The 24,523-nt window shown below is 67.9% G+C and carries 25 protein-coding genes and 1 tRNA gene; 11 read left to right on the top strand and 15 right to left on the bottom strand.

Annotated elements, in window-relative coordinates:
- Positions 1-13 precede the first annotated feature (13 nt).
- Positions 14-1,243, top strand: coding sequence for a fatty acid desaturase family protein (locus BLR03_RS04650; RefSeq protein ID WP_254788160.1), 1,230 nt, complete (start codon positions 14-16; stop codon positions 1,241-1,243).
- A gap of 189 nt (positions 1,244-1,432) precedes the next feature.
- Here the strand turns inward: BLR03_RS04650 and BLR03_RS04655 are convergent, their stop codons facing one another.
- The 6 genes from BLR03_RS04655 to BLR03_RS04680 form a co-directional block, all read right to left on the bottom strand.
- Entirely contained in the window at positions 1,433-2,068 is a 636-nt protein-coding gene (locus tag BLR03_RS04655; protein WP_091250091.1) for a class I SAM-dependent methyltransferase, read from the bottom strand.
- A gap of 16 nt (positions 2,069-2,084) precedes the next feature.
- A complete protein-coding gene (locus BLR03_RS04660; protein ID WP_091250093.1) occupies positions 2,085-4,253 on the bottom strand; it encodes a heavy metal translocating P-type ATPase in 2,169 nt (722 codons plus the stop codon).
- A gap of 87 nt (positions 4,254-4,340) precedes the next feature.
- The gene (locus BLR03_RS04665; RefSeq protein ID WP_091250095.1) at positions 4,341-5,819 is read right to left on the bottom strand and encodes a multicopper oxidase family protein; all 1,479 of its coding nucleotides are present in this window, start codon (positions 5,817-5,819) and stop codon (positions 4,341-4,343) included.
- Positions 5,819-6,166, bottom strand: a complete 348-nt coding sequence (locus BLR03_RS04670; protein WP_091250099.1) for an SHOCT domain-containing protein — start codon at positions 6,164-6,166, stop codon at positions 5,819-5,821. Before BLR03_RS04670 ends, BLR03_RS04665 begins: the two co-directional genes overlap by 1 nt.
- A 177-nt stretch (positions 6,167-6,343) precedes the next feature.
- Positions 6,344-7,717: a DNA repair protein RadA gene (radA, locus tag BLR03_RS04675; protein ID WP_091250102.1), complete on the bottom strand. Its 1,374-nt coding sequence runs from the start codon at positions 7,715-7,717 to the stop codon at positions 6,344-6,346.
- A 60-nt stretch (positions 7,718-7,777) separates the two neighbouring features.
- Positions 7,778-8,905, bottom strand: coding sequence for an FUSC family protein (locus BLR03_RS04680; protein ID WP_091250104.1), 1,128 nt, complete (start codon positions 8,903-8,905; stop codon positions 7,778-7,780).
- 340 nt (positions 8,906-9,245) lie between these two features.
- Here BLR03_RS04680 and pstS point away from each other — a divergent pair, with 340 nt between their 5' ends.
- The 4 genes from pstS to pstB all read left to right on the top strand — a co-directional run bounded on the left by pstS (position 9,246) and on the right by pstB (position 13,431).
- On the top strand, positions 9,246-10,367 hold the full coding sequence (gene pstS / locus BLR03_RS04685) for a phosphate ABC transporter substrate-binding protein PstS (protein WP_091250107.1): 1,122 nt from the start codon (positions 9,246-9,248) through the stop codon (positions 10,365-10,367).
- Positions 10,368-10,563: 196 nt separating this feature from the next.
- On the top strand, positions 10,564-11,496 hold the full coding sequence (pstC, locus tag BLR03_RS04690; protein ID WP_091250109.1) for a phosphate ABC transporter permease subunit PstC: 933 nt from the start codon (positions 10,564-10,566) through the stop codon (positions 11,494-11,496).
- Entirely contained in the window at positions 11,497-12,606 is a 1,110-nt protein-coding gene (pstA, locus tag BLR03_RS04695; RefSeq protein WP_091250113.1) for a phosphate ABC transporter permease PstA, read from the top strand.
- A gap of 45 nt (positions 12,607-12,651) precedes the next feature.
- A complete protein-coding gene (pstB, locus tag BLR03_RS04700) occupies positions 12,652-13,431 on the top strand; it encodes a phosphate ABC transporter ATP-binding protein PstB (protein WP_091250115.1) in 780 nt (259 codons plus the stop codon).
- A gap of 77 nt (positions 13,432-13,508) precedes the next feature.
- Here the strand turns inward: pstB and BLR03_RS04705 are convergent, their stop codons facing one another.
- The 3 genes from BLR03_RS04705 to BLR03_RS04715 form a co-directional block, all read right to left on the bottom strand.
- Positions 13,509-14,522 (bottom strand): inorganic phosphate transporter, encoded by a 1,014-nt coding sequence (locus BLR03_RS04705; RefSeq protein WP_091250586.1) that lies wholly within the window; start codon positions 14,520-14,522, stop codon positions 13,509-13,511.
- A 4-nt stretch (positions 14,523-14,526) separates the two neighbouring features.
- A complete protein-coding gene (locus BLR03_RS04710) occupies positions 14,527-15,144 on the bottom strand; it encodes a DUF47 domain-containing protein (protein ID WP_091250118.1) in 618 nt (205 codons plus the stop codon).
- 430 nt (positions 15,145-15,574) lie between these two features.
- Positions 15,575-16,228, bottom strand: a complete 654-nt coding sequence (locus BLR03_RS04715) for a hypothetical protein (RefSeq protein WP_091250121.1) — start codon at positions 16,226-16,228, stop codon at positions 15,575-15,577.
- A 193-nt stretch (positions 16,229-16,421) separates the two neighbouring features.
- On the opposite strand from BLR03_RS04715, the gene BLR03_RS04720 reads away from it, so the two are divergent.
- The 4 genes from BLR03_RS04720 (at position 16,422) to BLR03_RS04735 (ending at position 18,564) form a co-directional block, all read left to right on the top strand.
- Positions 16,422-16,494, top strand: a tRNA-Lys gene (locus BLR03_RS04720).
- Positions 16,495-16,671: 177 nt separating this feature from the next.
- On the top strand, positions 16,672-17,175 hold the full coding sequence (locus tag BLR03_RS04725; RefSeq protein WP_091250124.1) for a MarR family winged helix-turn-helix transcriptional regulator: 504 nt from the start codon (positions 16,672-16,674) through the stop codon (positions 17,173-17,175).
- A gap of 100 nt (positions 17,176-17,275) precedes the next feature.
- Positions 17,276-17,608, top strand: coding sequence for a hypothetical protein (locus tag BLR03_RS04730; RefSeq protein ID WP_091250126.1), 333 nt, complete (start codon positions 17,276-17,278; stop codon positions 17,606-17,608).
- Complete coding sequence (locus BLR03_RS04735; RefSeq protein WP_254788162.1) at positions 17,605-18,564, top strand: serine/threonine-protein kinase; 960 nt, start codon at positions 17,605-17,607, stop codon at positions 18,562-18,564. The genes BLR03_RS04730 and BLR03_RS04735 overlap by 4 nt, the downstream gene beginning before the upstream one ends.
- Here BLR03_RS04735 and BLR03_RS04740 read toward each other — a convergent pair.
- Positions 18,548-19,627 carry a lactonase family protein gene (locus BLR03_RS04740; protein ID WP_175460413.1) on the bottom strand — a complete coding sequence of 360 codons (1,080 nt, stop codon included), beginning with the start codon at positions 19,625-19,627 and terminating at the stop codon, positions 18,548-18,550. The genes BLR03_RS04735 and BLR03_RS04740 overlap by 17 nt on opposite strands.
- A 253-nt stretch (positions 19,628-19,880) precedes the next feature.
- On the opposite strand from BLR03_RS04740, the gene BLR03_RS04745 reads away from it, so the two are divergent.
- Entirely contained in the window at positions 19,881-20,711 is an 831-nt protein-coding gene (locus BLR03_RS04745) for a putative protein N(5)-glutamine methyltransferase (RefSeq protein WP_091250128.1), read from the top strand.
- A gap of 35 nt (positions 20,712-20,746) precedes the next feature.
- Here BLR03_RS04745 and BLR03_RS04750 read toward each other — a convergent pair whose 3' ends face one another.
- The 5 genes from BLR03_RS04750 to BLR03_RS04770 all read right to left on the bottom strand — a co-directional run bounded on the left by BLR03_RS04750 (position 20,747) and on the right by BLR03_RS04770 (position 24,100).
- Positions 20,747-21,139: a YtxH domain-containing protein gene (locus tag BLR03_RS04750; RefSeq protein ID WP_091250131.1), complete on the bottom strand. Its 393-nt coding sequence runs from the start codon at positions 21,137-21,139 to the stop codon at positions 20,747-20,749.
- A 177-nt stretch (positions 21,140-21,316) separates the two neighbouring features.
- Positions 21,317-21,580 carry a GlsB/YeaQ/YmgE family stress response membrane protein gene (locus BLR03_RS04755; protein ID WP_091250134.1) on the bottom strand — a complete coding sequence of 88 codons (264 nt, stop codon included), beginning with the start codon at positions 21,578-21,580 and terminating at the stop codon, positions 21,317-21,319.
- Positions 21,581-21,808: 228 nt separating this feature from the next.
- On the bottom strand, positions 21,809-22,780 hold the full coding sequence (locus tag BLR03_RS04760) for an aldo/keto reductase (protein ID WP_091250137.1): 972 nt from the start codon (positions 22,778-22,780) through the stop codon (positions 21,809-21,811).
- 98 nt (positions 22,781-22,878) lie between these two features.
- Positions 22,879-23,088, bottom strand: a complete 210-nt coding sequence (locus BLR03_RS04765; protein WP_091250140.1) for a dodecin — start codon at positions 23,086-23,088, stop codon at positions 22,879-22,881.
- Positions 23,089-23,140: 52 nt separating this feature from the next.
- A complete protein-coding gene (locus BLR03_RS04770; RefSeq protein ID WP_091250143.1) occupies positions 23,141-24,100 on the bottom strand; it encodes an SGNH/GDSL hydrolase family protein in 960 nt (319 codons plus the stop codon).
- Positions 24,101-24,262: 162 nt separating this feature from the next.
- Here BLR03_RS04770 and BLR03_RS04775 point away from each other — a divergent pair, with 162 nt between their 5' ends.
- Positions 24,263-24,520 (top strand): metal-sensitive transcriptional regulator, encoded by a 258-nt coding sequence (locus BLR03_RS04775; protein WP_091250145.1) that lies wholly within the window; start codon positions 24,263-24,265, stop codon positions 24,518-24,520.
- Positions 24,521-24,523 lie beyond the last annotated feature (3 nt).

Genomic DNA, 24,523 nt, shown 5'->3' on the forward strand with positions numbered 1-24,523 from the left:
GGAGAATCACCGTATGACGATTGTTTCCAACAAGCCTGATCTATCCGACGCCGACACCCCCGCCGCAGGCGGTTCAGCCAGCGGTTCAGCCGTAGACGCAGCAGCAAAGGTGCGCGCGGCCGCGAAGAAGCGGCCAGGCGCCCTTGCCGAGTCCGGCAGTCCGCTGGTGCGTCCGCCGGCAGCCGCGCACCTCTCTGACGAGCAGGTAGCGGAGCTGGGCCGCGAACTTGACGCCATCAAGGACGACATCCTCGCCAAACGCGGATCCTCCGACGCCGCCTACATCCGCCGCATGATCAAGATCCAGCGAGGCCTGGAGATTTCCGGCCGCGCCGCACTGCTGGTCAGCAAGAACAAGACCGCCTGGGTCGCCGGCACCTCCCTGCTGAGCCTCGCCAAGATCCTGGAAAACATGGAACTCGGGCACAACATCCTGCACGGCCAGTGGGACTGGATGCGGGACCCGGACATCCACTCCACGACGTGGGAGTGGGACTTTGTCACCCCCGCGCGCTCCTGGCAGCACACTCACAACGATCTCCACCACCGTTGGACGAACGTGATCGGCAAGGACAACGACGTCGGATACAACCTGCTGCGCATGGATCCCCAGCAGAAGTGGACGCCGTTCAACCTGGGCAATCCGGTCTACAACGCGCTCCTGGCCCCCGTCTTCGAGTGGGGCATCGCGATCTACGACCTCGAACTCCAGGACTTCAAGGAGGGCAAGAAATCCAAGGAAGCCCTCGTTCGGGACCTGAAAGCCCTCGGCCGCAAGGCCCTCAAGCAGTTCACCAAGGACTACGCCGCCACGCCCGCCGTCGCCATGCTCACCGGTTCCGGCAAGCAGGCCCTCTACGGCACCCTGACAGCCAATGCTGTCCGCAACGTGTGGGCGCACGCGGTGATCTTCTGCGGCCACTTCCCCGAAGGTACTGACACCTTTACCGAGGAAATGGTCGAGGGCGAGACCCGCGGTGACTGGTACGTGCGGCAGATGATCGGCTCGGCCAACATCTCCGGTTCCAAGTTCATGCACCTCATGACCGGCAACCTCTCGCACCAGATCGAGCACCACCTGTTCCCGGATCTGCCGTCCAACCGCTACGGGGAAGTGGCTCCCAAGGTGCAGGAGATCTGCCGGCGTTACGGACTGCCGTACACCACGGGCCCTCTCCTGAAGCAGGTCGGCTCCACGTGGGCCAAGATCTTCAAGCTGGCCCTGCCTCCCAAGAAGGCCTAGGCACCAAGGCCGGGTCCGCCCGGAGAACATTGACGAAAGGGACGTCCGCCATAGTGGCGGGCGTCCCTTTCGCGTGGCGCGCCCGTTTGCGTGCCGTCCCGGGAACTTTGGGCCGGAAACGTTGAGGGGAACGTTGGGCCGGGAACGTTTTGGCCGGAGGTTGGACGGAACCTCACGCCGCCGGCGGTCTCAGGCTTTGCTCGCCACCCCAAGGACGTGGGCCAGCCGCGGGTTGCCGGGGAGGGCCGAAAAGCCGAAGCGCTCCAGTCCCTCCACGGTGAGGCCGGCCCCGGCGATCACGGCCGCGGTGTCCCGGTTCGGGTGGCATCCGCCTGCCGCGCGGCTCCACAACGGTGTGAGCAGGTCTTCGGCGGCCCCCAGCACCCGGTGCGCCGAACGGACATGTTCATAGAACAGCAGCACGCCGCCGGGCCGCAGGACCCTGGTCACTTCCGCCAGGGCGGCCGCCTGGTCCGCCACGCTGCACAGCACCAAACTGGAGACGGCCACGTCCACCGAGGCATCCGCCGCCGGCAGCGCTTCCGCCACGCCGTCCTGCACGGTGACGGGCACCGGCGCCTTGCTGGCAGCAGCGCGGGCCAGCCCCCGGAGCGTGGGATCAGGTTCGAGGGCCAGCACGCCCGTTACCGCGGAAGGGTAGAACGGGAAGGTGGCCCCGTAGCCCGCCCCGATTTCGATGACCACGCCGTAGGCCGCTTCCACGAGGCGCCGACGGTGCTCCGCCGCCCCACGGGCGTCCATCCGCGGGCCCATGCGGGCAAAGGATCGCCCGAATGATGAACCGCGGGGGTTGGTCTCCGGCATGCCTGGCTTCTTCCGCTCAGCCGGCCGCAGCCGGATTGAGCTTGAGCCTGCGCAGCAATTGCGCGTTCAGGGCCACCACAATCGTCGACGCCGACATCATCACGGCGCCCGCGGCGGGGGAGAGGACGATCCCCGCGAAGGCCAGGACCCCGGCCGCCAGCGGCACTGAGATGATGTTGTACCCGGTGGCCCACACGAGGTTTTGCCACATCTTCCGGTAACTCGCCTTGGACAGATCGAGCATCGACAGCACGGCCCGGGGGTCGTTGCCGGCCAGGACCACACCGGCGGATTCCACGGCCACATCCGTGCCGCCGCCGATCGCAATCCCCACCTCCGCCCGTGCCAGCGCGGGGGAGTCGTTGACGCCGTCGCCCACCATGGCCACTCTCAGCCCCCGGCCCTGCAGTTCGGCCACCTTCTTGTCCTTGTCCGCGGGCAGGACCTCGGCAAACACTTCGTCGATGGCGAGTTCAGCGGCGACGGCCTGAGCGACCTGCCGGGCGTCGCCGGTGATCATGGCCACCTTGATGCCGCGGGCCTGGAGGGCCCGGACGGCCTGGCGGGACTCGGGCCGCACGGCATCCTCGAGGCTGACAGCGCCCAGCACGGTGCCGCCGTCCACCACGTGGAGCACGGCGGCGCCGCGCTCCAGCCAGGGCCCGGTGGCGGCGGCCAAAGCCGGGGGCTCCTGCAGGCCCAGCTCCCGGAGCAGGGCCGGGCCGCCCACGTAAACGGTGCGGCCGCCGACCGTGGCACGGACTCCGCGGCCGGTCAGCGAGGTGAACCCGTCCGCCGTCGGAACCTCCAGCCCCCGTTCCCGGGCGGCGGCGACGATGGAACGGGCCACGGGATGTTCACTGTCGGCTTCCACGGCGGCCGCGAGGGCCAGGACTGCGTCCTGGCCGGTTGCCGTGCCGGCGCCTGCGGCGGTCACGACGCCCTTGAGCTCCGGTTCGCCCCTGGTCAGGGTTCCGGTCTTGTCGAACAGCACGACGTCGACCGTCCGCATGCGCTCCAGCGACATCCGGTTCTTGATCAGGACGCCCGCCCGGGCTGCCCGCTCGGTGGAGATGGCGATGACGAGCGGAATGGCAAGGCCCAGGGCGTGGGGGCAGGCGATCACGAGGACGGTCACGGTGCGGGTGACGGCGTCGGTGACGCTTCCCATCAGGGTCCAGAAGACGAAGGTGAGGAGGCCGATTCCGGCGGCGAAGTAGAAGAGAAACGCGGCTGCCCTGTCGGCGAGGGCCTGGGCCCGGGAGGACGATGCCTGCGCCTCGGCCACCAAACGCCGGATCCCGGCGAGGGCGGTGTCCTCGCCGATGGCTGACACCCGGACCCGCACGGAGTTGTCTGTGGCGATCGTGCCTGCCACCACGGGATCACCCGGTGTTCGCAGGACAGTTTTCGATTCGCCGGTGATCATGGATTCGTCGAATTCGGCCTGGCCGTCGCTGACCGTGCCGTCGGCCGGCATCCGGCCGCCGGGGCGGACCAGGATGGTGTCTCCGGCGCGGAGCTCGGAGACGCTGACAGTCTCCGTCCCGGCGCCGGTCCCGGTGCCGGTGACGCGTTCCGCTTCGTCGGGCAGCAGAGCCGCCAGGGCATCCAGTGCGCCTTGGGCCGAGCCGAGGGCGCGCATCTCGATCCAGTGGCCTAGCAGCATGATGGGGACCAGCAGCGCCAGCTCCCACCAGAAGTCGAGGTCGAAACCGCCCAGGCCCAGGCTCGTCACCCAGGAGGCGATGAAGGCAACGCTGATGGCCATCGCGATGAGCAGCATCATCCCCGGCTTGCGCGTCCTCAGCTCACTGAGGCCGCCCGTGAGGAAGGGTCGGCCGCCGTAAATGAAGATCGCCGTGCCGAACACCGGGGGAATCCAGGCCGAGCCGGGAAAGTCGGGGGGCTCGTAGCCGAGGAGATCCGCGAACATGGGGCTGAAGAAGATCACCGGAACGGCCAGGGCCAGGCTCAGCCAGAACCTGTCCCTGAACATCGCGACGCTGTGCCCGGCATGCTGTCCCTGGCTGTGCACCATGTGGGTGTCCCCGGCGGTGCCCGCCTTGGCGGGGGCGGCCCCAAGCGCCCCGTGGTCACCGTGCGGCGCCCCGTGCGGGCTGCGGCTGCGGGTGTGTTGGTCGACACTCTTGTCAACGCCGGGGCCGGAGTGCCGGTGTTCCATGGTGCGTGCTCCTGAAGGTTGCTCGGTCATTGGTGAATACGCCCCAACATACCCCTGGGGGGTATTTCGCGCAAGAGGTCGAGTGATTCAGCGGACCTCGATGACGCCCATCATCCCGAGGTCCTCGTGGTCCAGGATGTGGCAGTGATAGGCGGATCGTCCGGTGAAGTCTTTGAAGGCAATCCGGACGGTCACGCGTCCGTTCGCGGGCACATTGACCACGTCCTGCCAGACCAGGGAGACGGGGGCTGCGCCATTGACCGAGATGAGCTGCATCGGCCAGACGTGCAGGTGGAACGGGTGGTCCATGGGACTGGTGTTGACCACGGTCCACTCCTCCACGGTGCCGGCCGCTACGGTGGTGTCGGTCCTGGCCTCGTCGAATTCCCGGTCGTTGATGGTGAAAGCCATCATCCCGGTGCCGCCTCCGCCCATGCTCCCTCCGCCCATGCCGGCCGCCAGCAGGAATTGCCGGTGCGCGGCGACGGAGCCTTGGCGCAGATCCGCGGGGGCCGGCTGGGGCGGCACCCCGGAGGGGCCGGGGGCGGAATCGCCCGACACCTGGAGCGTCGCCAGGGAGACGCCTTGGGAAGGGTCCGCCTGGCCCCGTCCGGCGGGACCGCGGCCCATCATGCCGGGCATGCTGCCGCGGTCATAGTAAGCGGATCGGAGAACCGACTCGCCGGCCATCGTCGTCACCAGAAGGTCGGCCCGGTTTCCCGGCGCCAGGAGCACCTCCTCCACGGCTGCCGGCGACTGGAAGCGTCCGGAGTCCATGCCGAGCAGCTGCATGCTCTGTCCGTCCAGCTGCAGCCGCAGGTAGCGGGCAGCGCAGGCGTTGACTAGCCGCCACCGCTCCCGTTGCCCGGGAAGGGCGCTGAGCAGAGGGTTGCTTTGGCCATTGACGAGCACCAGCCCGCCTTCGCGGCCGGCCATGCGTTCTGATGGCGGAACGTCCCGGACGTCTCCGGCGGCGTCCAGGTCCGTGTCGGACACCACCAGGACGCGGTCCATGGACACCGGAAGGGGGGCGGCGTCCTCGACGACGATCGCGCCGAAAAGGCCGCCGAAGATCTGCTCCGCGACCATGCCGTGGTGGTGGGGGTGGTACCAGTAGACGCCGGGCGGGTGGTCGGCCGGCAGCCGGTATTCATAATCAAAGCTGCCGCCGGGGTCCACCGCGACAAACACGTTGTCCCCAGCCCCCCGCGGGGACACATGGAGCCCGTGCACGTGAAGGTTGGTGGGTTCAGCCAGGCGGTTGGTCAGCCGGATGCTGAGCACGTCACCTGCACGCAGGCGCAGCGTGGGGCCGGGGCTGGTCCCGTTGTAGCCAAGGGCCGTGGCCTGGCGGCCGGCAATCTGTACGGGACCCCTGGCGGCTTCCAGCTCCAGCGCGAGGCTGCCGCCAGCGCTGAGAAGTTCGGCCGGGTGCGTCAGGGCAGCGCCGGTAACCGGCGCGCTGAGGGACGTCAGCGTCCAGGCGAGCCCCGCTGCGCCGGCCGCGGTTCCGGCCACGCCAAGGCCGCCCAGGAGCAGGGCGCTGCGGCGGCTGAGCGGCTGCACTAGGACTCCTCACCCAGCACCTTCAGGCTCTCGCGGTACTCCTCGGCGGTGAGCTCGCCCCGGGCAAAGCGTTCGTCAAGGATGAGGCGGGCCTGGGATCGTCCGGGGAGCGGGGAAGCAGGCCCGTTGGGGGGAGGAGGAAAGGAACCGGGAGGGGCGCCCTGCCCCGGCGGCGGATACTGCCCGGGACCATGCGGGCCCGGGGCCGGCGCCACGCCCCCGCCGTTATGGCGAACTCCGCCTGTCAGGAGCCGGATAGCCAGGGTGACCAGCACCGCAATCCCGGCGAGCAGCAACACGCCCCAGAGCCACATCCAGCCGATCTGGTACCCGTAACCCCACATCATGACGCGTCCCTTCGCCGCGGTCGCGCCGGCCGGGCCGGCCGCATCCCGTGCAACCGTCCCCTGGCCACAATCCAATCGTGCGTCCGCCGGGGCTCCAGTGCTAGGGCCCTAAGTCGTCCTTGTGCCTGTCGCCGGAGGCTCTCGTTGTAGGCGGCACGTTCCAGGGCTGCCGCGGCTTCAGCTAATCAGCAGCCCCAGTGCCTCGGCCAGGTGGCCGACCTCCCGGACCGTGAATCCCGCGGGCACCGGGCCGTGCCCGTTGGGGCTGGACGGCACCACAGCATGGGTGAAGCCGAGCCGGTGTGCTTCCTGGATGCGTTGGTTGATGCCGGGGACAGGACGGACTTCGCCTGCCAGGCCCACCTCGCCGAAGGCGATCAGGCGCTGGGGGAGGGGCTTCTTGGCCTTCGCCGAAGCCACGGCCAGGGCCACGGCGAGGTCCGTGGCGGGCTCGCTGAGCTTGACTCCGCCGACCGTTGCCACATACGAGTCATCCTTGTTCAGCAGGCAGCCCGCGCGCTGCTGCAGGACGGCGAGCAGCATCGCGACGCGCGAGCTGTCCAGGCCGCTCGTGGCGCGGCGGGGCTGCGAGCTGGCGCTCTCGGCGAGCAGCGCCTGGACTTCGGCGAGCAGCGGCCGGCGGCCCTCGAGCGTCACCGTGATACAGGTTCCGGACACCGGGTCCTTCGTCCGCGAGACGAACAGGCCGCTGGGATCGGCGAGGCCCTCGATGCCATCCTCGTTCAAGTCGAAGCAGCCGACGTCGTCGGTAGGTCCGTAGCGGTTCTTGACGGCGCGCAGCAGGCGCAGCCGCGAGTGCCGTTCGCCCTCGAACTGGCAGACCACATCCACGAGGTGTTCCAGCAGCCGGGGCCCGGCAATGGAGCCGTCCTTGGTCACGTGGCCTACCAGCAACGTGGTCATGTTGCGGCGCTTGGCCGCGGCGATCAGGGAGGCCGCAACCTCGCGCACCTGGGACACCCCGCCGGCGCTTCCCTCGACGTCGGCGCTGCTCAGGGTCTGCACCGAATCCACCACGAGCAGCCGCGGTTCGAGCTTTTCCACCTGCCCCAGGGCCTGCCCGAGGTCCGTTTCGGCCGACAAATACAAGGATTCGGCGACGGCGTCGATCCGGTCCGCGCGGAGCTTGACCTGGGCGGCGGATTCCTCGCCGGTGATGTAGAGGACGTCCTGCGCGGTGCGGGCGAACTTCGCGGCAACGTCCAGCAGGAGGGTGGACTTGCCCACCCCGGGTTCGCCCGCCAGCAGGATCACGGCGCCGGGCACCAGCCCGCCGCCGAGCACGCGGTCAAGTTCGTCCACGCCGGTGGGCAGGAAGGCCGCCGTGGTGGCGTCGACGTCCGCGATCCGGCGGGCCGGTTCAAGGACCGTAGCGGCCGCCGTCGTCCGGGCGACGGCGGTGCCGGTCTCCTCGACGCTGCCCCACGCCTGGCACTCGCCGCAGCGGCCCACCCATTTGACTGTCGTCCAGCCGCATTCGGCGCATTTGTAGCCCGGTGCCTTCGGCCCCCGGGAAGTCTTTGTAGCCATTGGTCCACACTATCCGGGGGCAGCGACAACGAACGGCGCGGCCGGGGTGAGGGGCCGTACTTAGAGCGGGGGAAGGATGTCCCGGGCTTCCGCCGAATCCACGCCGGCCGCCTCGAGCAGGTCCACCATGAGCGGACGGAACAGCATGACCACCGTTTCGCCCTCCAGCCGGTGAACGTCCAGGATCCGGGGATGTAGGCGCCCGGCGATCTCCCGCAGCTCGGACCGGGCCGTGCGCAGGTGGGCGCGGCGGGTGCCGTCGTGCACCTCGGCCAGGCCCAGCGACAGTTCGTCGACGGCAGCGGCCGTCTCCTGCAGGACTTCAGCGATGTTCTGGGTGGCCTCGTCCGAGAGCGCCGCATGGTTGATGGCGCTGGTCAGCCGGCGGGCAAAGACCCGGCTGTTGCGCAGCGCGAGATCTATATAGTCCAGCGACTGATCCATCTGGTCCAGCTCGTCCCGGTGCCGCCGGTAGGCGGGCGCCAGGGTGGCCACCTCGCCGGAAGCGCGCAGGGACTGCCGCATGGCGTCGATGAGGGGCTGGCAGTTCCGCCCGCGGATGAGCGCATGCCAGGCCTGGGTGGAGTCGCTGTAGCTCAGCGCCGAGGCGCATTCCCGCAGCACCTCGGCGAGCTCGTGCAGGAGTTTCTTGACATCATTGCGGGGTTCACGCCGGGGGTCCTTGGGCACGAGGATGGTCACGAGCAGCGCGAACACCCCGCCCACCACGGCATCGATGCTCCGGGTGAACGGGCCCCCGGCCGGCGCGGGCAGAAGCACCACGAGCACTGACTGCAGACCCAGCTGAGTGGTGAAGATGGTCCCGCTGTCCAGGAACCGGGCCAGCAGGATGGAAAACAGGAGAACGACGGCGGCCTGCCAGATCCCGGAGCCCAGCCAGTGCAGCAGCAAGTCCCCGACCACGATCCCGAGGGTGCAGCCCAGGCCCACCTCGATGACGCGGCGAAGCCTGGGGTCGCGGGAGAAGCCGAGGGCAATCAGGGATGAGGTGGCCGCGAACAGCGGCCCGCTATGCCCCAGGACGTATTCGGCGAACGCGTAGGCGCCCACGGCGCACGCGGTCATCTGGATGGCCGGCACGAGGGAGTTCCGGCTCCGGACAAAGCCCGTGCGGACCCGGCCGCGCAGGAATCGTGCGCTTGCGGAGAGTCCAGTCGCGGAGGCCATGCCCTCCAGTCTATTTGCTGCCCCCGGGCCGGCCGTTCACGGCACGGCACAGCCCTGTTGCGGGCCGGGCGGCTCAACGCACAGGCGCACCGGGCAGTGCGGCACGCGGGTCTGTCCCAAGGGTTCTTTTCAGGGCTTCACCGATACGACTGTGACGCACAGAACACAATGGTGACCCGGCAGATGTAAACCAATAGTCCGGCGTCGTTAACCAGCCGTTCACCTTGGACCGCAATTCTCTTCATCTGGGCGACCTACCTTCGGTAAAGGTACAAACCGTACGCATCCTTGCGGGCCTTCTCCGGCCCGGCACGCAAAGCCCTGGAAGGGGTACATCTAAGTGAAGGCACTCCGCTTCGGCCGCAACGCGGCTATCGCTGTTATCGCCGTTGGCGCGCTCGCGCTGACCGCTTGCGGTTCGGACAACGCAACCAACGCGGCTACGTCCGCCGCGCCGTCCGCCTCGGGTCCCGCTGTCACCGGCACCCTGACCGGCGTCGGCTCCACCGCCCAGGGCGCGGCCATGGATGTCTGGAAGACCAACTTCGCCTCCGCGAACCCGGGTGCCACCGTGCAGTACTCCCCGGACGGTTCCGGCGCCGGGCGCAAGGCGATCCTCGACGGCTCGGCCCAGTTCGCCGGCTCCGATGCTTACCTCAAGGACGACGAGCTCGCCAGCTCCAAGACCAAGTGCGGCCCCGACGGAGCCCTCGACATCCCCGTCTACATTTCCCCGATTGCCGTGGCGTTCAACGTGCCGGGCATTACGGACCTGAAGCTCGACGCCACCACCATTGCCAAGATCTTCCGCGGCCAGATCACCAACTGGAACGACGCCGCCATCGCTGCCCTGAACCCGGGCGTCCAGCTGCCGGACCTCAAGGTCACCCCGGTGAACCGCTCGGATGACTCCGGCACCACCACGAACTTCACCGACTACCTGGCCGCCGTCGCCCCCGAGGTCTGGACCGACAAGGCCGCCGGCGTGTGGCCCGCGAGCCTGAAGGGCGAGAACGCCAAGGGCACGTCCGGCGTCGTCAAGACCGTCACCGACACCCCGGGCGCCGTGACCTACGCCGACGACTCCGCAGTCAGCGGCAAGCTCGGCACCGCGCAGGTCAAGGTCGGCGACTCCTTCACGAAGATCTCCGCCGAGGCTGCCGCCAAGGCAGTCGACCAGGGCAAGCCGGTCGAGGGCCGCAACGCCAACGACCTCGCCATCAAGCTGGACCGCACCACCACGGTTGCCGGCGCCTACCCGATCGTCCTGGTGTCCTACCACATCGTCTGCACCACCTATGACACGAAGGCCACCGCCGACCTCGTCAAGGCCTTTGTGAACTACGCAGCGTCCGACGCCGGCCAGAAGGCCGCCGCCGATTCCGCCAAGTCGGCGCCGCTCTCCGCGGCCCTCCAGAGCAAGGTCAAGACGGCCCTCGAGGCAGTCAAGGGCAAGGCCTAGGGAAACGTTGCGCTCAAAGGCATAGTGGAAACACCAGCCTGACGAAGGTTCCCTGTTCCGAAACGGCCGCCACCGGCGGCCGCGACGGGGCAGGGAACCGACGCATTTGTTCGAAGAACCAAGATTTGCCGGACCCCGGCCGCGGAGGCGTCCGCAGCCGTACCCGGGATTCCCACCCAAACCGAAGGACCATGAAGTGACCACCACCTCCCTGACCAAGTCCCGGGGCGCAGGCCACACCGGTGACAAAGTCTTTTCCGCCGCCACCTTGGCGGCAGGGTGTCTGATCCTCGCCGTGCTCTTCGGCGTGGCACTGTTCCTGGTCGTCCAGGCGATCCCGGCCCTCGTGGCCCCGGCCGACCAGATCCAAGGCGGCGAAGGATTCTTCACCTATATCTGGCCGCTCGTCATCGGCACCCTCATCGCCGCCGTGATCGCCCTGGTGATTGCCACGCCGCTCGCCATCGGTGTGGCGCTCTTCATTTCGCACTTCGCCCCGCGCAATCTCGCCTCCGGCCTCGGCTACGTGGTCGACCTGCTAGCCGCTATCCCGTCGGTGGTTTATGGCGCCTGGGGCGTTGCGTTCCTCGCCAAGGAAATCTCCCCGTCCTACGACTGGCTGGCCAAGAACATGGGCTGGCTGCCGATCTTTCAAGGCCCTGCCTCGGCCACCGGCAAAACCATCCTCACCGCTGGAATCGTCCTCGCCGTCATGGTCCTGCCGATCATCACCTCCCTGACCCGCGAGATCTTCCTGCAGACCCCCAAGCTGCATGAAGAGGCCGCGCTGGCACTCGGCGCCACCCGCTGGGAGATGATCCGGATGACCGTGCTGCCCTTCGGTCGGCCCGGAATCATCAGCGCCGTGATGCTGGGACTGGGCCGGGCCCTTGGAGAGACCATGGCCGTCGCGCTGGTCCTTTCCTCCGGCGCGCTCACCGCCAGCCTGATCCAGACCGGAAACCAGACCATCGCCGCCGAAATCGCCCTGAACTTCCCCGAGGCCAGCGGGCTCAAGGTCAACACGCTGATCGCCGCCGGCCTGGTGCTGTTCGTCATCACCCTCGGCGTGAATGTGATCGCCCGCGGCATCATTAGCCGGCACAAAGAATTCTCGGGAGCCAACTAAATGACCTCCACCCTGACCCCGGTCCGGAAGCGCTCGGCCCTCACCAAAGGCCAGCTGCCCAAGACCGCACCGTATATCGTCCTGGCCGTTGCCTTAATCCTCGGCGCCGCTATCCTGGCGCTGATCGGATTCAACGCCTTCGGCTGGGGACTCGTCTCCGCCATCCTCTTCGCCGCCGGCCTGGTGGGCTGGAGCCTCGTCGTGGAAGGCTCGCGCAAGGCCAAGGACAAGCTGGCGACCTGCCTCGTCGTGGGTTCCTTCCTGATTGCCCTGCTGCCCCTGGTATCGGTGATCTGGACCGTGCTGGTGAACGGGCTCCCCGGGCTCCTGGATCCCGGCTTCCTCACCACCTCCATGAACGGCGTCACCGGCGCCTTCGACAACAAGACCGTCGAGGAAGGTGCCCCGTTGCTGGGCGGCATCTACCACGCGATCGTGGGCACCCTGCTGATCACGGTGCTCGCGACCCTCATCTCGGTCCCGGTGGGCCTGCTGACCGCGATTTACCTCGTGGAATACGGCCAGGACCGCGCGCTGGCCCGCGCCATCACCTTCTTCGTGGACGTCATGACGGGCATCCCCTCGATTGTCGCCGGCCTGTTCGCCGCGGCCGCCTTCTTCGCCATAGTCGGCCCGGGCACCAAGACCGGTGCCGTCGCCGCCGTCGCACTTTCCGTGCTGATGATCCCCGTTGTGGTCCGCTCCAGCGAGGAAATGCTGAAGATTGTCCCCAACGAGCTCCGCGAGGCCGCCTATGCCCTTGGTGTCCGCAAATGGCGGACCATCCTCAAGGTGGTCCTTCCGACGGCGATCTCCGGCATCGCATCCGGCATCACCCTCGCGATCGCCCGCGTGATCGGCGAAACCGCACCGATCCTGGTCACCGCCGGCTTCGCCACCACCATCAACACCAACGTGTTCAGCGGCTGGATGGCGTCGCTGCCAACCTTCATCTACACCCAGATCCTGAACCCCACCTCACCGTCCAACCCGGACCCGTCCTCCCAGAGGGCCTGGGGCGCGGCCTTGGTGCTCATCATCCTGGTGATGCTGCTCAATCTGGGCGCCCGCCTGGTTGCAAGCCTTTTCGCCCCCAAGACCGGCCGCTAGGCCAGCGCGCCCGCCGTCAATACCTCCAGCAAGTGAAGGAACACCATGTCTAAGCGCATCGACGTCAAGGACCTGAACGTCTACTACGGCAAATTCCTGGCCGTCGAAGACGTCAACATCAACATCGACGCCAAATCGGTCACGGCCTTCATCGGCCCCTCGGGCTGCGGCAAGTCCACCTTCCTGCGCACCCTGAACCGCATGCACGAGGTCATTCCCGGTGCGCGGGTTGAAGGTGAGGTCCTGCTGGACGGCGACAACCTGTACGGCCCCGGCGTTGACCCGGTCACGGTCCGCTCCCAGATCGGCATGGTGTTCCAGCGCCCCAACCCGTTCCCCACCATGTCCATCCGGGACAACGTGCTGGCCGGCGTGAAGCTGAACAACAAGAAGATCTCCAAGGGCGAGGCCGACGTTCTGGTGGAGCGCTCCCTGCAGGGCGCGAATCTGTGGAACGAGGTCAAGGACCGCCTGTCCAAGCCCGGCTCGGGCCTGTCCGGCGGACAGCAGCAGCGCCTGTGCATTGCCCGCGCCATCGCCGTGGAGCCACAGGTGATTCTCATGGACGAGCCCTGCTCGGCCCTGGACCCGATCTCGACGCTCGCCATTGAGGACCTCATCAACGAGCTCAAGGACCAGTACACGGTGGTGATCGTGACGCACAACATGCAGCAGGCGGCCCGCGTATCCGACAAGACGGCTTTCTTTAACATTGCCGGTACCGGCAAGCCGGGCAAGCTGATCGAGTTCGGCGACACCCCGACTATCTTCAGCAACCCCACCGAGAAGGCCACCGAGGACTACGTCTCCGGCCGCTTCGGATAGACCCACCTGCTCGTCGGTTGCTCCGCAGGTGCCGTTTTGAGCGCTCAAAAGGGCACCTGCGGAGCAATCGAGGAGTCCTACAGTCCGGCCAGCGGCGAGAGCGCCAGCTGAAGGACGAACGCGGCGGCGGCGGTGGCAAGCGGGGTCAGGGCCCAGAGCGCCAGGATGCGGATCACCAGCTTGCGGTTGGTGCCCGGGAAGCTCTGGTTGGCGCCGGCGCCAAGGGCTGCCGACGTCACGGTATGCGTTGTGGAGACGGGCCAATGCAACCCGATCGCGCCCACCAGCAGCATTACCGAGCTGTACATCTGCGAGACAAATCCGCGCAGGGGGTCGATCCGGGTCAGCCGGTAGCCGATCGTGTAGGAAATCCGCCAGCCCCCGGCCAGCGTTCCGGCCGACAGCAGGACGGCGGTCAGCACGGCCACCCACACCGGCACGGAACCGCCGTCGGACAGCCCGGCCGCTATCAGCGCGAGGATCACCACAGCGCTGGTGCGCTGGCCGTCCTGCAGCCCGTGGCCGAAGGCAACGGCGCCCGCAGCGATAGCCTGGGCCCGCCGCGACCGGGAGTTGACCACGTTGGGCGGCGTGTAGCGGGCGGCCCATGTGGCGGGCCAGACCAGCAGGTACGCTCCGATATAAGCGATCACAGGTGAGAGCAGCAGAGGGAGCGCCACCTGGTACACGAGGGAAGCGTCAACACCGGTGACGGGATGACCGCCGACGGCGACGCTTGCGACCCCTGCCCCGGCAAGCCCGCCGACCAGGGCGTGCGTGGAGGAAGTCGGAATCCCGCGCCACCACATGTAGAGGCCCCACAGGATGGCGCTGAGCAGCGCGGCCAGGAGGATTGTGAGGCCGTTCGTGCCGGACGGCAGAGACAACCACGCCTGGCTGGCGGCCAGCGCCAGGGCCGCGCTCAGTCCGGCGCCGATGAAGTTGAACAGGGCGGCCAGCAGGACCGCCACGGTGGGGGTCAGCGCCCGTGTCCGCACGGCCAGGGCCACCGACGAGGACGCGTCCCTGAAGCCGTTGAGGAACGCGAACACCCCGGCGCAGATCAGCACCAGGGCAAAGAAGAAGACCATCACGTCAGGATTCCTTGACGATGATGCTGCCTACTTGGGTGGCGATCCGGCGCATGTCCCTCGTGACTTCCACGAGTTGGTTCGCGATGTCGCGGTTGCGCGCGTACTGCGTTGACTTCATCTCGCGGAGCATGTCCGCAACCCAGACCCGGTGCGTGCGTTCAGCACGTTTGGCCAGGCGCAGGATCTCGATCCAGTAGTCCTCAAGGTCATCCAGATTGTTTAGCTGCCGCATGGCCTCGACGGTGAGTTCGGCCTGCCGGCTGATGATTTCCAGCTGGTCCGCGGCGCGTTTGGGCAGCCGTTCCAACTTGTAGAGGGAGACGAGTTCGGCGGCGGCGTCGAGCTTCTCGATGGCCTCGTTGAGATACCGGGACAGCGCGTACATGTCCTCGCGGGGAAGCGGGTTCACGAAACTGGTCCGCATGTGGGTCAGGAGGGCAAAGTGCAGCTCCACCGATTTGGCCTCATGGTTGTGCATGTCCTCCACGAGCCGGGCATGCTCACTTGCCGGGACCCCCAGGATCTCCGAGAGGGTTCCGGTTGCCAGCACGATCTGGCGCGCCATTTGGGAGAGCAGGTTCAGCCCGGCGGTCTCCTGCGGGAACATGCGCAGCTTCACTTGGTGTCACCGGTCTTCCGGGAAGAGGTTCGCGGGTGGAGTCGCCGGGCCGTGTGACTTGACGATGACCAGCGCATAGGCATCACTTTACCGTCCGCGTCCGGCCCCCAGCGGCGGGACGCGGTCTGTTACCGCGCAGGCAATGCCTCATCCAGGGCCCTACACAAATGCGCAGAAAGAACCGTAGGCAATGCCGCAGTCAACAGGGCATAAAAATGGTGCCGAACCGGATACGCCTCTCGGCGGTAGGCCGCTCTAGGCGGCTAAATGTTGAAGCCCGGGGGTTTCGCGGTTCGGCACCGCTTTTAGTTTTCTACGTAGGATCAATCAAGTCAACATTGACAGCCTGCCCCCGCCATGCGTGCCCGTCGCGGCGCCGGAACTCGGTCCGCGGGCGCACAGCAGCCAGGCAGGCCCGGCTGGCCGCCCTCTAGTCCAGCTCGCCGAGCCGCCACGCGTTGGCGGCGTGTTCGAGGTCCTCCGCCGTCTTGACCAGGAGATGGGAGTTGCGGGTGAGCTTGCTGGCATGGTTCTCGTTGCTGTGCTCGGCGCCGTCGGCCAGGGTAGCCTGGCCCAGAGCCACAACGCGGCAGAACGCGGCGGAGCGTTCCAGCGCGACGTCAAAGTCGCCGTCGAAAGCTCCGGAGAGGATGGCGTCCGCCATGGATTTCATCTCGTCCGCTCCCGGCGGCTCGGCAGCGCCGGCCACGACATGGGACACCTGGGCCGTGTCCTTTCCCGCCTTGAAGTACACGGAAATCCGTTCGGGATCCTGGATGGTGGCGGCCCGCAGGGCATACAGGCGCCACAGGGCGCCGGGGAGTGAGCGTGCGGGACTCTCGGCCCACATTTCGGCGATCGCTTCCAGGCCTTGTTCGTCGGCGAGCTTCACGAGCCGCTTGGTGACTTTGGGGTCATCGCTGTCGCGGCCGCGGCGCACGAGCGCCTGGGCGGCCAGATGGGCCGCCTCCGAAACGCGGGCGGGATCGGCCCCGCCGGCGAACGGTTCAAAATCGATCGGCGCGAAAGGTTTCGGCTTGTGGTGCCGCGGGCCGGGGGCGCTGGATCCTGCTTGCTCGCTCATGCCACCACGCTACTCCAGTGCCGCCGGGTAATCGAGGCTCGGCCGGCGGTCCCCCCGGTGCCGGCCGACGCCGGTCCCGCCAAGGTGAAAAGCCGGCCCGGGTCTGGGGTACAGTATTAATCGTCCAGAAATGGACTGGACTGAAATGCGCCGCAGCTACGGATTTGTCCGCTGACTCGGACGCTTTTGGTTGGGGCCTTTAGCTCAGTTGGTAGAGCATCGGACTTTTAATCCGTGGGTCGTGGGTTCGATCCCCACAGGGCCCACTCTTTCTCGTGAAGAGTGGAAAATCCCCGGTTTCCTGGCAACAGGAGGCCGGGGATTTTTGTGTGCGGCGCCCCGGACGCGCCCGCCAGGGCAGGAAGGGCTTCGGGGCCCGGCACCTCAACGAGGCGGCCGGAATTGTACGACAGGCTAGTTACCAGTTCCGCTAGGATTGCCGGATGGACTCCCACGGCACGCCGGCCTCCGGATATTGGTATGGCCCCGATGACAGGCTGGATCCCCCCGCGGCCATCCTGCAGGCCCTCCGCGACTACAGGGCCTCGGAGGTGGCGACCCGGCGGTCCACCCGCGACTCGATGGGTATGGGCGAGACCGACCTCCTGGCCCTGCGCTACCTGCTGCGGGCCAAGTCCACCGGCGAGCGGGTCGGCCCCAAGGATCTCAGCCGCGTCCTGGGGATCACCACCGCGTCCACCACCTCACTGATCGACCGGCTGGTTGCCAGCGGACATGTCCGGCGCGAGCCGCACCCCACGGACCGGCGCTCGCTCGTTATTGTGCCGACGGTCGCGACGGACTCCGAGGTCCGCGCCACCCTTGGGCAGATGCACCGCCGGATGATGGAAGTTGCCGAGTCGATGAGCGCTGAAGACGCCCGAGTTGTCATCACGTTCCTGCGCCGGATGAGCTCGGCCATCAGCCAAGAGCGGCACCATCCCTAGCCCCTCCGCCTGGCGAAAATTAGTACGCCAAACTAGTTAGTTGGACTAGTTATATGTATGCTTACTACTTGTTCCTCACCATCGAATGAGAGTAGGCGTCGTGACTGAATCCGCAACTCCCAACGGAGGAGCCGGCGACGGTTCCCTGTCTGCCGGGCAGGTGGCCCTGGCCGACGCGGATATGGCGCTGCCGGAGATGAGGTTGCCGGACACGGTTCGGCCCCGGGTGACGGACAGCCAGGCCCCTCGGCACTGCGGATCACCCATGGAGTGGCGGTCCCCGGAACCGGGCGCGATGGCCTCCTACTCGTTCGAGCCCGCCGGCCATTCCACGGCCCTCCCCGCCCTGTGGCGCTGCCGCTGCGGCTTCCAGCTGGACGGCGTCGACCAGCGTGGCGCCTCCCTTGCCGCCGCCTACTGGCATAGCCGGTGACCGCTCCGGCGGCGGCCCGTCCGGTGCTCACGGGCAGCGTTGTTCCTGCACGCCGGCCCACGGGCGAGCCGGGCTCGTTCCTGATCCACGAACTCCTGGGCAGGGGAGCCACCGCCACCGTTTTCCGCGGAACTGATCTCGCGAACCAGCGCCCCGTGGCCGTCAAGGTGGCCGAGGGGCCCGACGGCCGGCACGCGCGCAGGATCCATGAAGAAGCCCGCATCCTGTCCGGGCTGGATCATCCGGCCGTGGTCGCGTTCGCCGGTGAGGGCCGCGTTCCGGACGGAAGCCCGTGGGCCGGCCGCCCCTTCCTGGTGGAGGAATTCGTCTTTGGCGGCAATCTGGCGGAACGGATCCACGCAGGCCCGGGGGACCCCGGGGAAGTCGCCGGCTGGGCCGCGGCGGCCCTGTCCGGGCTTGGCCACGTGCATGCGCGCGGACTTGTCCACCAGGACATCAAGCCGGCCAACATTCTGCTGAGTTCCCTGCGCAGGTCCCCGGTGCGGATTGCGGACTTCGGTATTGCGGCCCCCGCGGGGACCGTGCTCGAGCCGGGAATGTCGTCCGGCACCGTGCACTACATGAGCCCGCAGCAGGCCAACGGGGGCCCGGCTGATCCGGCGACGGACGTCTATGCCCTGGGCCTGGTTCTCCTGGAATGCCTGACGGCGGCCAGGGCATTTCCAGGGACGTATGTGGAGTCGCTGGTGGCGCGCACCTTGAGGGGGCCCGCAATTCCGCAGGGACTGGGACCGCGCTGGGTGTCGCTCCTGGCAGCCATGACGGCCATGGAGGCTGCTGACCGGCCCTCGGCCGAAGAGGCTTCCGCCGCGGCCGCCGCCATGGTGCAGCGGCCTGTACCGCCGCTTCGGGACTACGCCGCCGGGCTGTTCGCCGGCGGGTGGAGGGCGACTCCTCCCGCTTCCCGGCGCCGGCCGCTCAGTCCCGTGGCGTAAGCCGGGCCCGGGACGGCACCAGCGCGGTGGGTGACGCCACGCGCAGGCGGTCCGAGGGGGAGCCCGGCAGCCCGGATTCCGGGTCCAAGGCGTAGGTCACGACGTCGCCGGACCGTTCGTGGGCCACATGTAGCCATCCGTCGCGGACCAGGTGATGGCGGGGCCAGTCCCCGCCACTGGGCACATCGGCCACCGGGCGCAGCACCGCGCCCCCGGCCTCCACCTCCAGCGCACTGATCCGGTTCGAGCCGCGCACGCCAACGTAGGCGTGCCCGGCGTCCGGCGCCAGCGCGATCTCGGCCGCGGAATCTCCCGGCAGCGCCCCGCCGGCCGTGGCCGGTCCAACGAAGCCGAGCCGGAAGTCCCCCGAGCCCGGCGACATTGCCGCCACGGCCACCTCAATTGAATACTCAGTCACCACAAAGACCTGCCCGCCCGGGTGCTGAACCAGGTGCCTGGGACCGCTGCCCTGCGGCAGGACCACCTCGTGGTCCAGAACCAGCCCGGGCACCGGCCCGGGGCGGACGTTCCAGATCCGCAAGAGGTCGTGACCGAGGTCCGTGGTCATCACCCGGCCGTCCGCGAGCATGAGCGCGGCATGGGCGCGGCTGGGACGCTGTGCACCTTCGGAAGCGTCTCGATAAGGGTCTCGGGACTCCGCGGCGGCGGCCCGGTCTATGATCCCGCCATCGGCGTCGAGCTCGTAGTACAGCACCTGGCCGTCGCCCCAGCAGCAGACCACCAGGAAGCGGCCGGAGGGCTCGACGGCGACATGGCAGGCCGCGTCGCTGGCCGGCCACGCCGGGCCCGCCGGCTCCAAGCCGAACGCGCCGGCCCTGCGGTAGGCCCTGACCGTCCGTGCGTGCTCGGCAACGGCGTAGACCACAGGAAGTGAGGGGTGGGCGGCCAGGAAGGACGGAGAGTCGGCCGCCGCCGCAACACCCAGCCAGCGCAGGGTGCCGTCCTCCGCCGCGGCCACTGCGCCGATCCCCGTCCCGCTGCCGCCGGAGTCCGCCGTGTAAGAGCCGGTCCAGATGAGGTCTTGTGCCGGGAAGGAATCCATGGTGACATCCTGCCAGCCGGACCGGGAAGCCGCGGTCAACCGCCGCCACAAACCCCGGATTCAATGCCGCCGGATTAATCACCGCGCGACGGTCTGTCCTTGGGTAGCATGGGGGGAGTTCGAGCAACTGCGGCAAAAGGAGGTGGGTCCCGTTTTCACAAGTCCAGACAGGGTGCCCTCCTGGTGCTGCCGGCCTGTCGGCCGCGGCTAGCTCACGGTAAGGGCGTCTGACATCAGACCGAAAGGCGCTCCCATGCCAGTACTCCGCCACCATTCCCCTCACAGCACCCTCACAGCCAGGCTCCGGGCCGCCGGCTGTGTTTTCGCCGAGGATGAAGCCCGCCTGCTCCTCGAGGCAGCTCCGACGCCTGAAGCACTCGAAGCGATGGCACGCCGGAGGATAGCCGGCCTGCCCCTGGAACACATTCTCGGCTGGGCCGAATTCTGCGGACTCCGCATCGCCGTCGGCCCCGGGGTGTTCGTCCCGCGGCGCCGGACGGAATTCCTCGTCCGGGAGGCCGCCGCGCTCTTGACCGCATGGCGCCTGGAACCTCACGGGGCGGCGCGCCCGGCACCCGTGGTGATCGATCTCTGCTGCGGTTCCGGCGCCGTCGGGGCCGCGCTTTCGGCGCTCGGCGGCCCACTCGAACTCCACAGCGCCGACATCGACCCCGCAGCCGTGGCGTGTGCACGCACCAACGTCGGGCCGCTGGGTGGCGAGGTCTACGAGGGCGATCTCTATGCTCCGCTCCCTGCAGGACTCAGGGGCCGTGTCCGGGTGGTAGCGGTCAACGCCCCCTACGTGCCGTCGGCGGAGATCGAAACCATGCCCCAGGAGGCCCGCCTGCATGAACCGCGGACCTGCCTGGACGGCGGTGCCGACGGGCTTCACGTCCAGCGCAGGGTGGCCGCCGGGGCGCTGCAATGGCTGGCACCCGGCGGCCACGTGCTCATCGAGACCAGTCGCCGGCAGGCCGCGCAGACGGCGGGGATCTTTCGCCGCCACGGCCTGAGGGCCCGGGTGCTGGGCTCTGAGGAGCTCGGCGCTACCGTGGTGGCCGGTACGCTGGCGCCTCCCGGTTGAGGGCGGTGCTCTCCTGGCGGGGGCGCTGCAGCTGCCTAGGACAGCTTGTCCGCCTCGACGCTGGTGGCGGGGCCGGCAGGGGTGGCGCCGCCTTCATCAGACCAGTCCTGTCCGTCCTGGTCAGTGAGCGCCGGGTCGGATTGGATATCGGCGGCCACCGGCACTGACGTTTCCGGGCCGGCGTCGCGGTGGACGGCTGAGCCAAGGACCGTCCCTGCACGGCGGGCGGCCTCGGTGAGCTGTCCGGAGACCTCGGGGGCTTTGTCCTTGACCGTCTCGGCTGCCGCCGTGAGCTTGTCCTGGACCGGTTCGCTGTGCCAGAGGTCGGTGGTCCGGGACTTGAGCTTTTCGTAGGCTTCGCGGCCGGACCGCGAGCCCAGAACGTAGCCTGCGGCCAGTCCGGCGCCGAAAAGAAGTTTGCCCTTCATGCTGTACTCCTGTTCCTTGGGGACGTATGTGAAAAGTCGTGCGTGAAGAAGTGGCGGTTCCCGGGAAATGGCCGTGCCGCCGAAATGTGCGGTCGTGACGCCGGTGCGTCCGGCCGAAATTGTGCAAAAAACCGGCCCCGGGGATCACCCGGGACCGGTTTCCGGTCAGTTTCCGCGTTAGCGGACTGAACGCTTGCTGATCATGCCGTAAACGAGCAGGACGATGATCGCACCGCCGATGGCCAGCAGCCAGGTCGACAGCGAGAAGAACTCGTTGATGCCAACACCGAACAGTGCACTGCCGATGAATCCGCCCAGGAGAGCGCCGACGACGCCCAAGATCAGGGTGATCACGATGCCACCGCCCTGACGTCCCGGGAGGATTGCCTTAGCGATTGCGCCGGCGATGAGGCCCAGAATCAGAAATGCGAAAAAACCCATTTTATCGTTCCTTCTTCTTTCATTGAGGAGGCACCCGGATCGCCGGGTGCGCTTCATCCTTCTGCCCTAATACTAATCATGCTTAGTATAAAAGAGCCACCCGGCTCCCGGCAGGCTTCGCCGGCGGACAGGGAAAACGGCTGAAAGTGGCCGGAAGGTTCACGCGGGATTCATCCCGGGTTCGGAAATTGTTTTATTGCCCACAGGGTGCCCGGAGGCGGCCACGGCCTACCAGGCGTAATCTTCGGGTGCCGTGCGGTGTCCCGGGAAGATCTCGTCGAGGCGCTTGAGCGCGTCGGCGTCGAGCTTTAATTTCTGCGCCCGGATGGCACCTTCGAGGTGCTCGAGCGTGCGCGGGCCGATAATCGGCGCGGTGACTGCCGGCTGGTGGAGCAGCCACGCGAGCGCCACATCGCCAGGCTCCTGGCCCAGTTCGTCGGCAAAGTCCTCGTAGCGTCGGATCTGTTTCTGGTGTGCCTTGAGTGCCTCGTGGGCGCGGCCGGCGATGCGGCGGACGCCGTCGCGCTCCTTCTTCAGCACCCCGCCCAGCAGGCCGCCGTGCAGCGGCGACCACGGCAGGAGCCCCAGGCCGTACTGCTGCGCGGCAGGAATCACTTCCCGTTCCACGTCCCGGGTCAGCAGGTTGTAGATCGACTGCTCACTGACCAGCCCGTTGTAGTTGCGGCGTGCCGCTGTTTCCTGCGCGCGGGCAATGTGCCAGCCCGCGAAGTTGCTGCTGCCGCTGTACAGGATTTTGCCTTGCTGCACGGCGACCTCGACGGCCTGCCAGATCTCCTCCCACGGCGTGTTCCGGTCCACGTGATGGAACTGGTAGAGATCGATGTAATCCGTCTGCAGCCGTTTCAGGCTGGCGTCGAGCGCCCGGCGGATGTGGAGAGCCGAGAGCTTGGACTCGTTGGGCCTGTCCGTCATGGTGCCGAACAGCTTGGTGGCGAGCACCGTGCGCTCACGGCGCTCGCCCCCCTGGGCAAACCAGCGGCCGAGGATTTCCTCGGTCCAGCCGCGGTGGCTCGACCCGCCGTACACATTGGCGGTATCGACGAAATTGATGCCGGCTGCCTGCGCGGTGTCCAGGATGGCGAAAGCCTCCGCCTCCCCGGTCTGCGGGCCAAAGTTCATGGTGCCCAGGCACAGGCGCGAGACTGTCAGGCCGGAGCGGCCCAGATGCGTATAGCGCATGAAGCGTTCCTCTCCGTCCTGACCTCCTCCGCCCTGACGCGTTGCGGGTTGGCTCCGAAGGCGGCCCGGTGCGCGCCGCTGCCGCTCCGAAGCGGGGGTCAGCGCTCCAGGCGGAACCCGAGCTTGATGGTGACCTGCCAGTCCGCGACCTGACCGTTCTCAAGGTGGCCGCGGATTTCCTTCACTTCGAACCAGTCAAGGTTCCGCAGAGTCTTGGCGGCCTCGGCAATGCCGTTCCGGACGGCCGCATCGACACTCTCGTTCGAGGTTCCGACAATTTCAGAAATGCTGTAGGTGTGATTAGACAACTTCGCTCCTCGTGATCGCCATCGATGCCCGGCTGTGGGCCGTTCCTGCAGACTAGCCCACGGAACCCGGCCGGACTAGGGGTGCGGGGCCCGGGCTCGGGGACCCGGGGGGCGGGCCCGGCAGCGGGCGCTTGGCCTGGCGGGGCAGGGTGTCGGCCCGCGGCCTGATCCGGCTCACCATCCAGGGCAGCATGTAGTGCGCCACCCAGGCGAGGTCTCCGGCCCGGGTTTCGCGCCAGTTGCCGGGCGGCATGGGCTTGGGTTCCAGCGGCCGCAGCCGGTGCGGCACGCTGAGCGTGTCCAGGACCATGGCGGCAATGGTGTGGTGTCCCAGCGGCGAAAAGTGAAGGCGGTCAGGGTCCCACATCCGCGGATCGCTTAGTTGCCGCAGCGCCCACAGGTCGGCGATGACCCCGTTGTGCCGGGCGGCGATGACGCGGATATTCTCGTTGAACACCGCGACCTTGCCGCGGATGTGCCCAAACACGGGCGTCTCGCCCCAGTCCGGGCCGGTAAACAGGACCACCGTTGCCCCGGTGGCCGAGAGCGCGGCCACAGCGTCGTCAAGGGCGGCGGCCATCCGGTCCGGATCGCCGCGGTGGAACACGAGATCGTTCCCGCCGGCCGAGAGGGTCACGAGGTCCGGCTTCAGGCTCAAGGCCGGCCCGAGCTGCTGGTCAAGGATGTCGCGCAGGACCAGGCCGCTGATGGCCAGGTTGGCGTAGCCGAACTCGCGACCCTCGCCGAGTTCTTCGGCAATGCGGTCGGCCCACCCGCGCATGCCGCCGGGGCTCAGCGGCTCCGGGTCGCCGACGCCTGCCGTGAATGAATCCCCCAGGGCGACGTACCGGCTCCACGGCTGTGAGTGCCAGGCGCCGTACTGCCCCCGTGCGGAGCCCTGGTTCCCCCGTGGCCATGGCCCCGGGGAGGGGGTGTTGGCGCCGGTATGGCCGGCGTCCGGCTCGGGGAACCTGGCGGCGTTCACATCACCAGCAATACGCCGATAATGCATGCCGCACAAGGTACTTATGCCCCTAGCGACGCGTCGTGGAGACGCTCCCATGTCCGCTCCGGGGCCGGTCACGGAGCCCGCGTCGCCGTCGCGGCGACGAGGTCGCCCAAATACTCAGGGGGGTATGATATTAAAGCTGACGCATCGAACCCGGAGGAACAAATGGAACTCGATCCCACAGACATGAAGCCTGTCATCAACCGGCTTCGCCGCGCCCAGGGCCAGCTTGCCGCGGTCACCCGGATGATCGAGGAGGGCCGTGACTGCAAGAGCGTCGTGACCCAGCTGGCTGCCGTATCGAGCGCCCTGGACAAAGCCGGATTCTCCATCATCGCCACGGGCCTGCAGCACTGCATGCAACAGGAGGACCCCAGCCTGGACCGGGCCGAACTGGAGAAGCTCTTCCTCTCGCTCGCCTGAGTG

The sequence above is a fragment of the Arthrobacter sp. ok909 genome (assembly GCF_900104405.1).
Classification (GTDB): domain Bacteria; phylum Actinomycetota; class Actinomycetes; order Actinomycetales; family Micrococcaceae; genus Arthrobacter; species Arthrobacter humicola.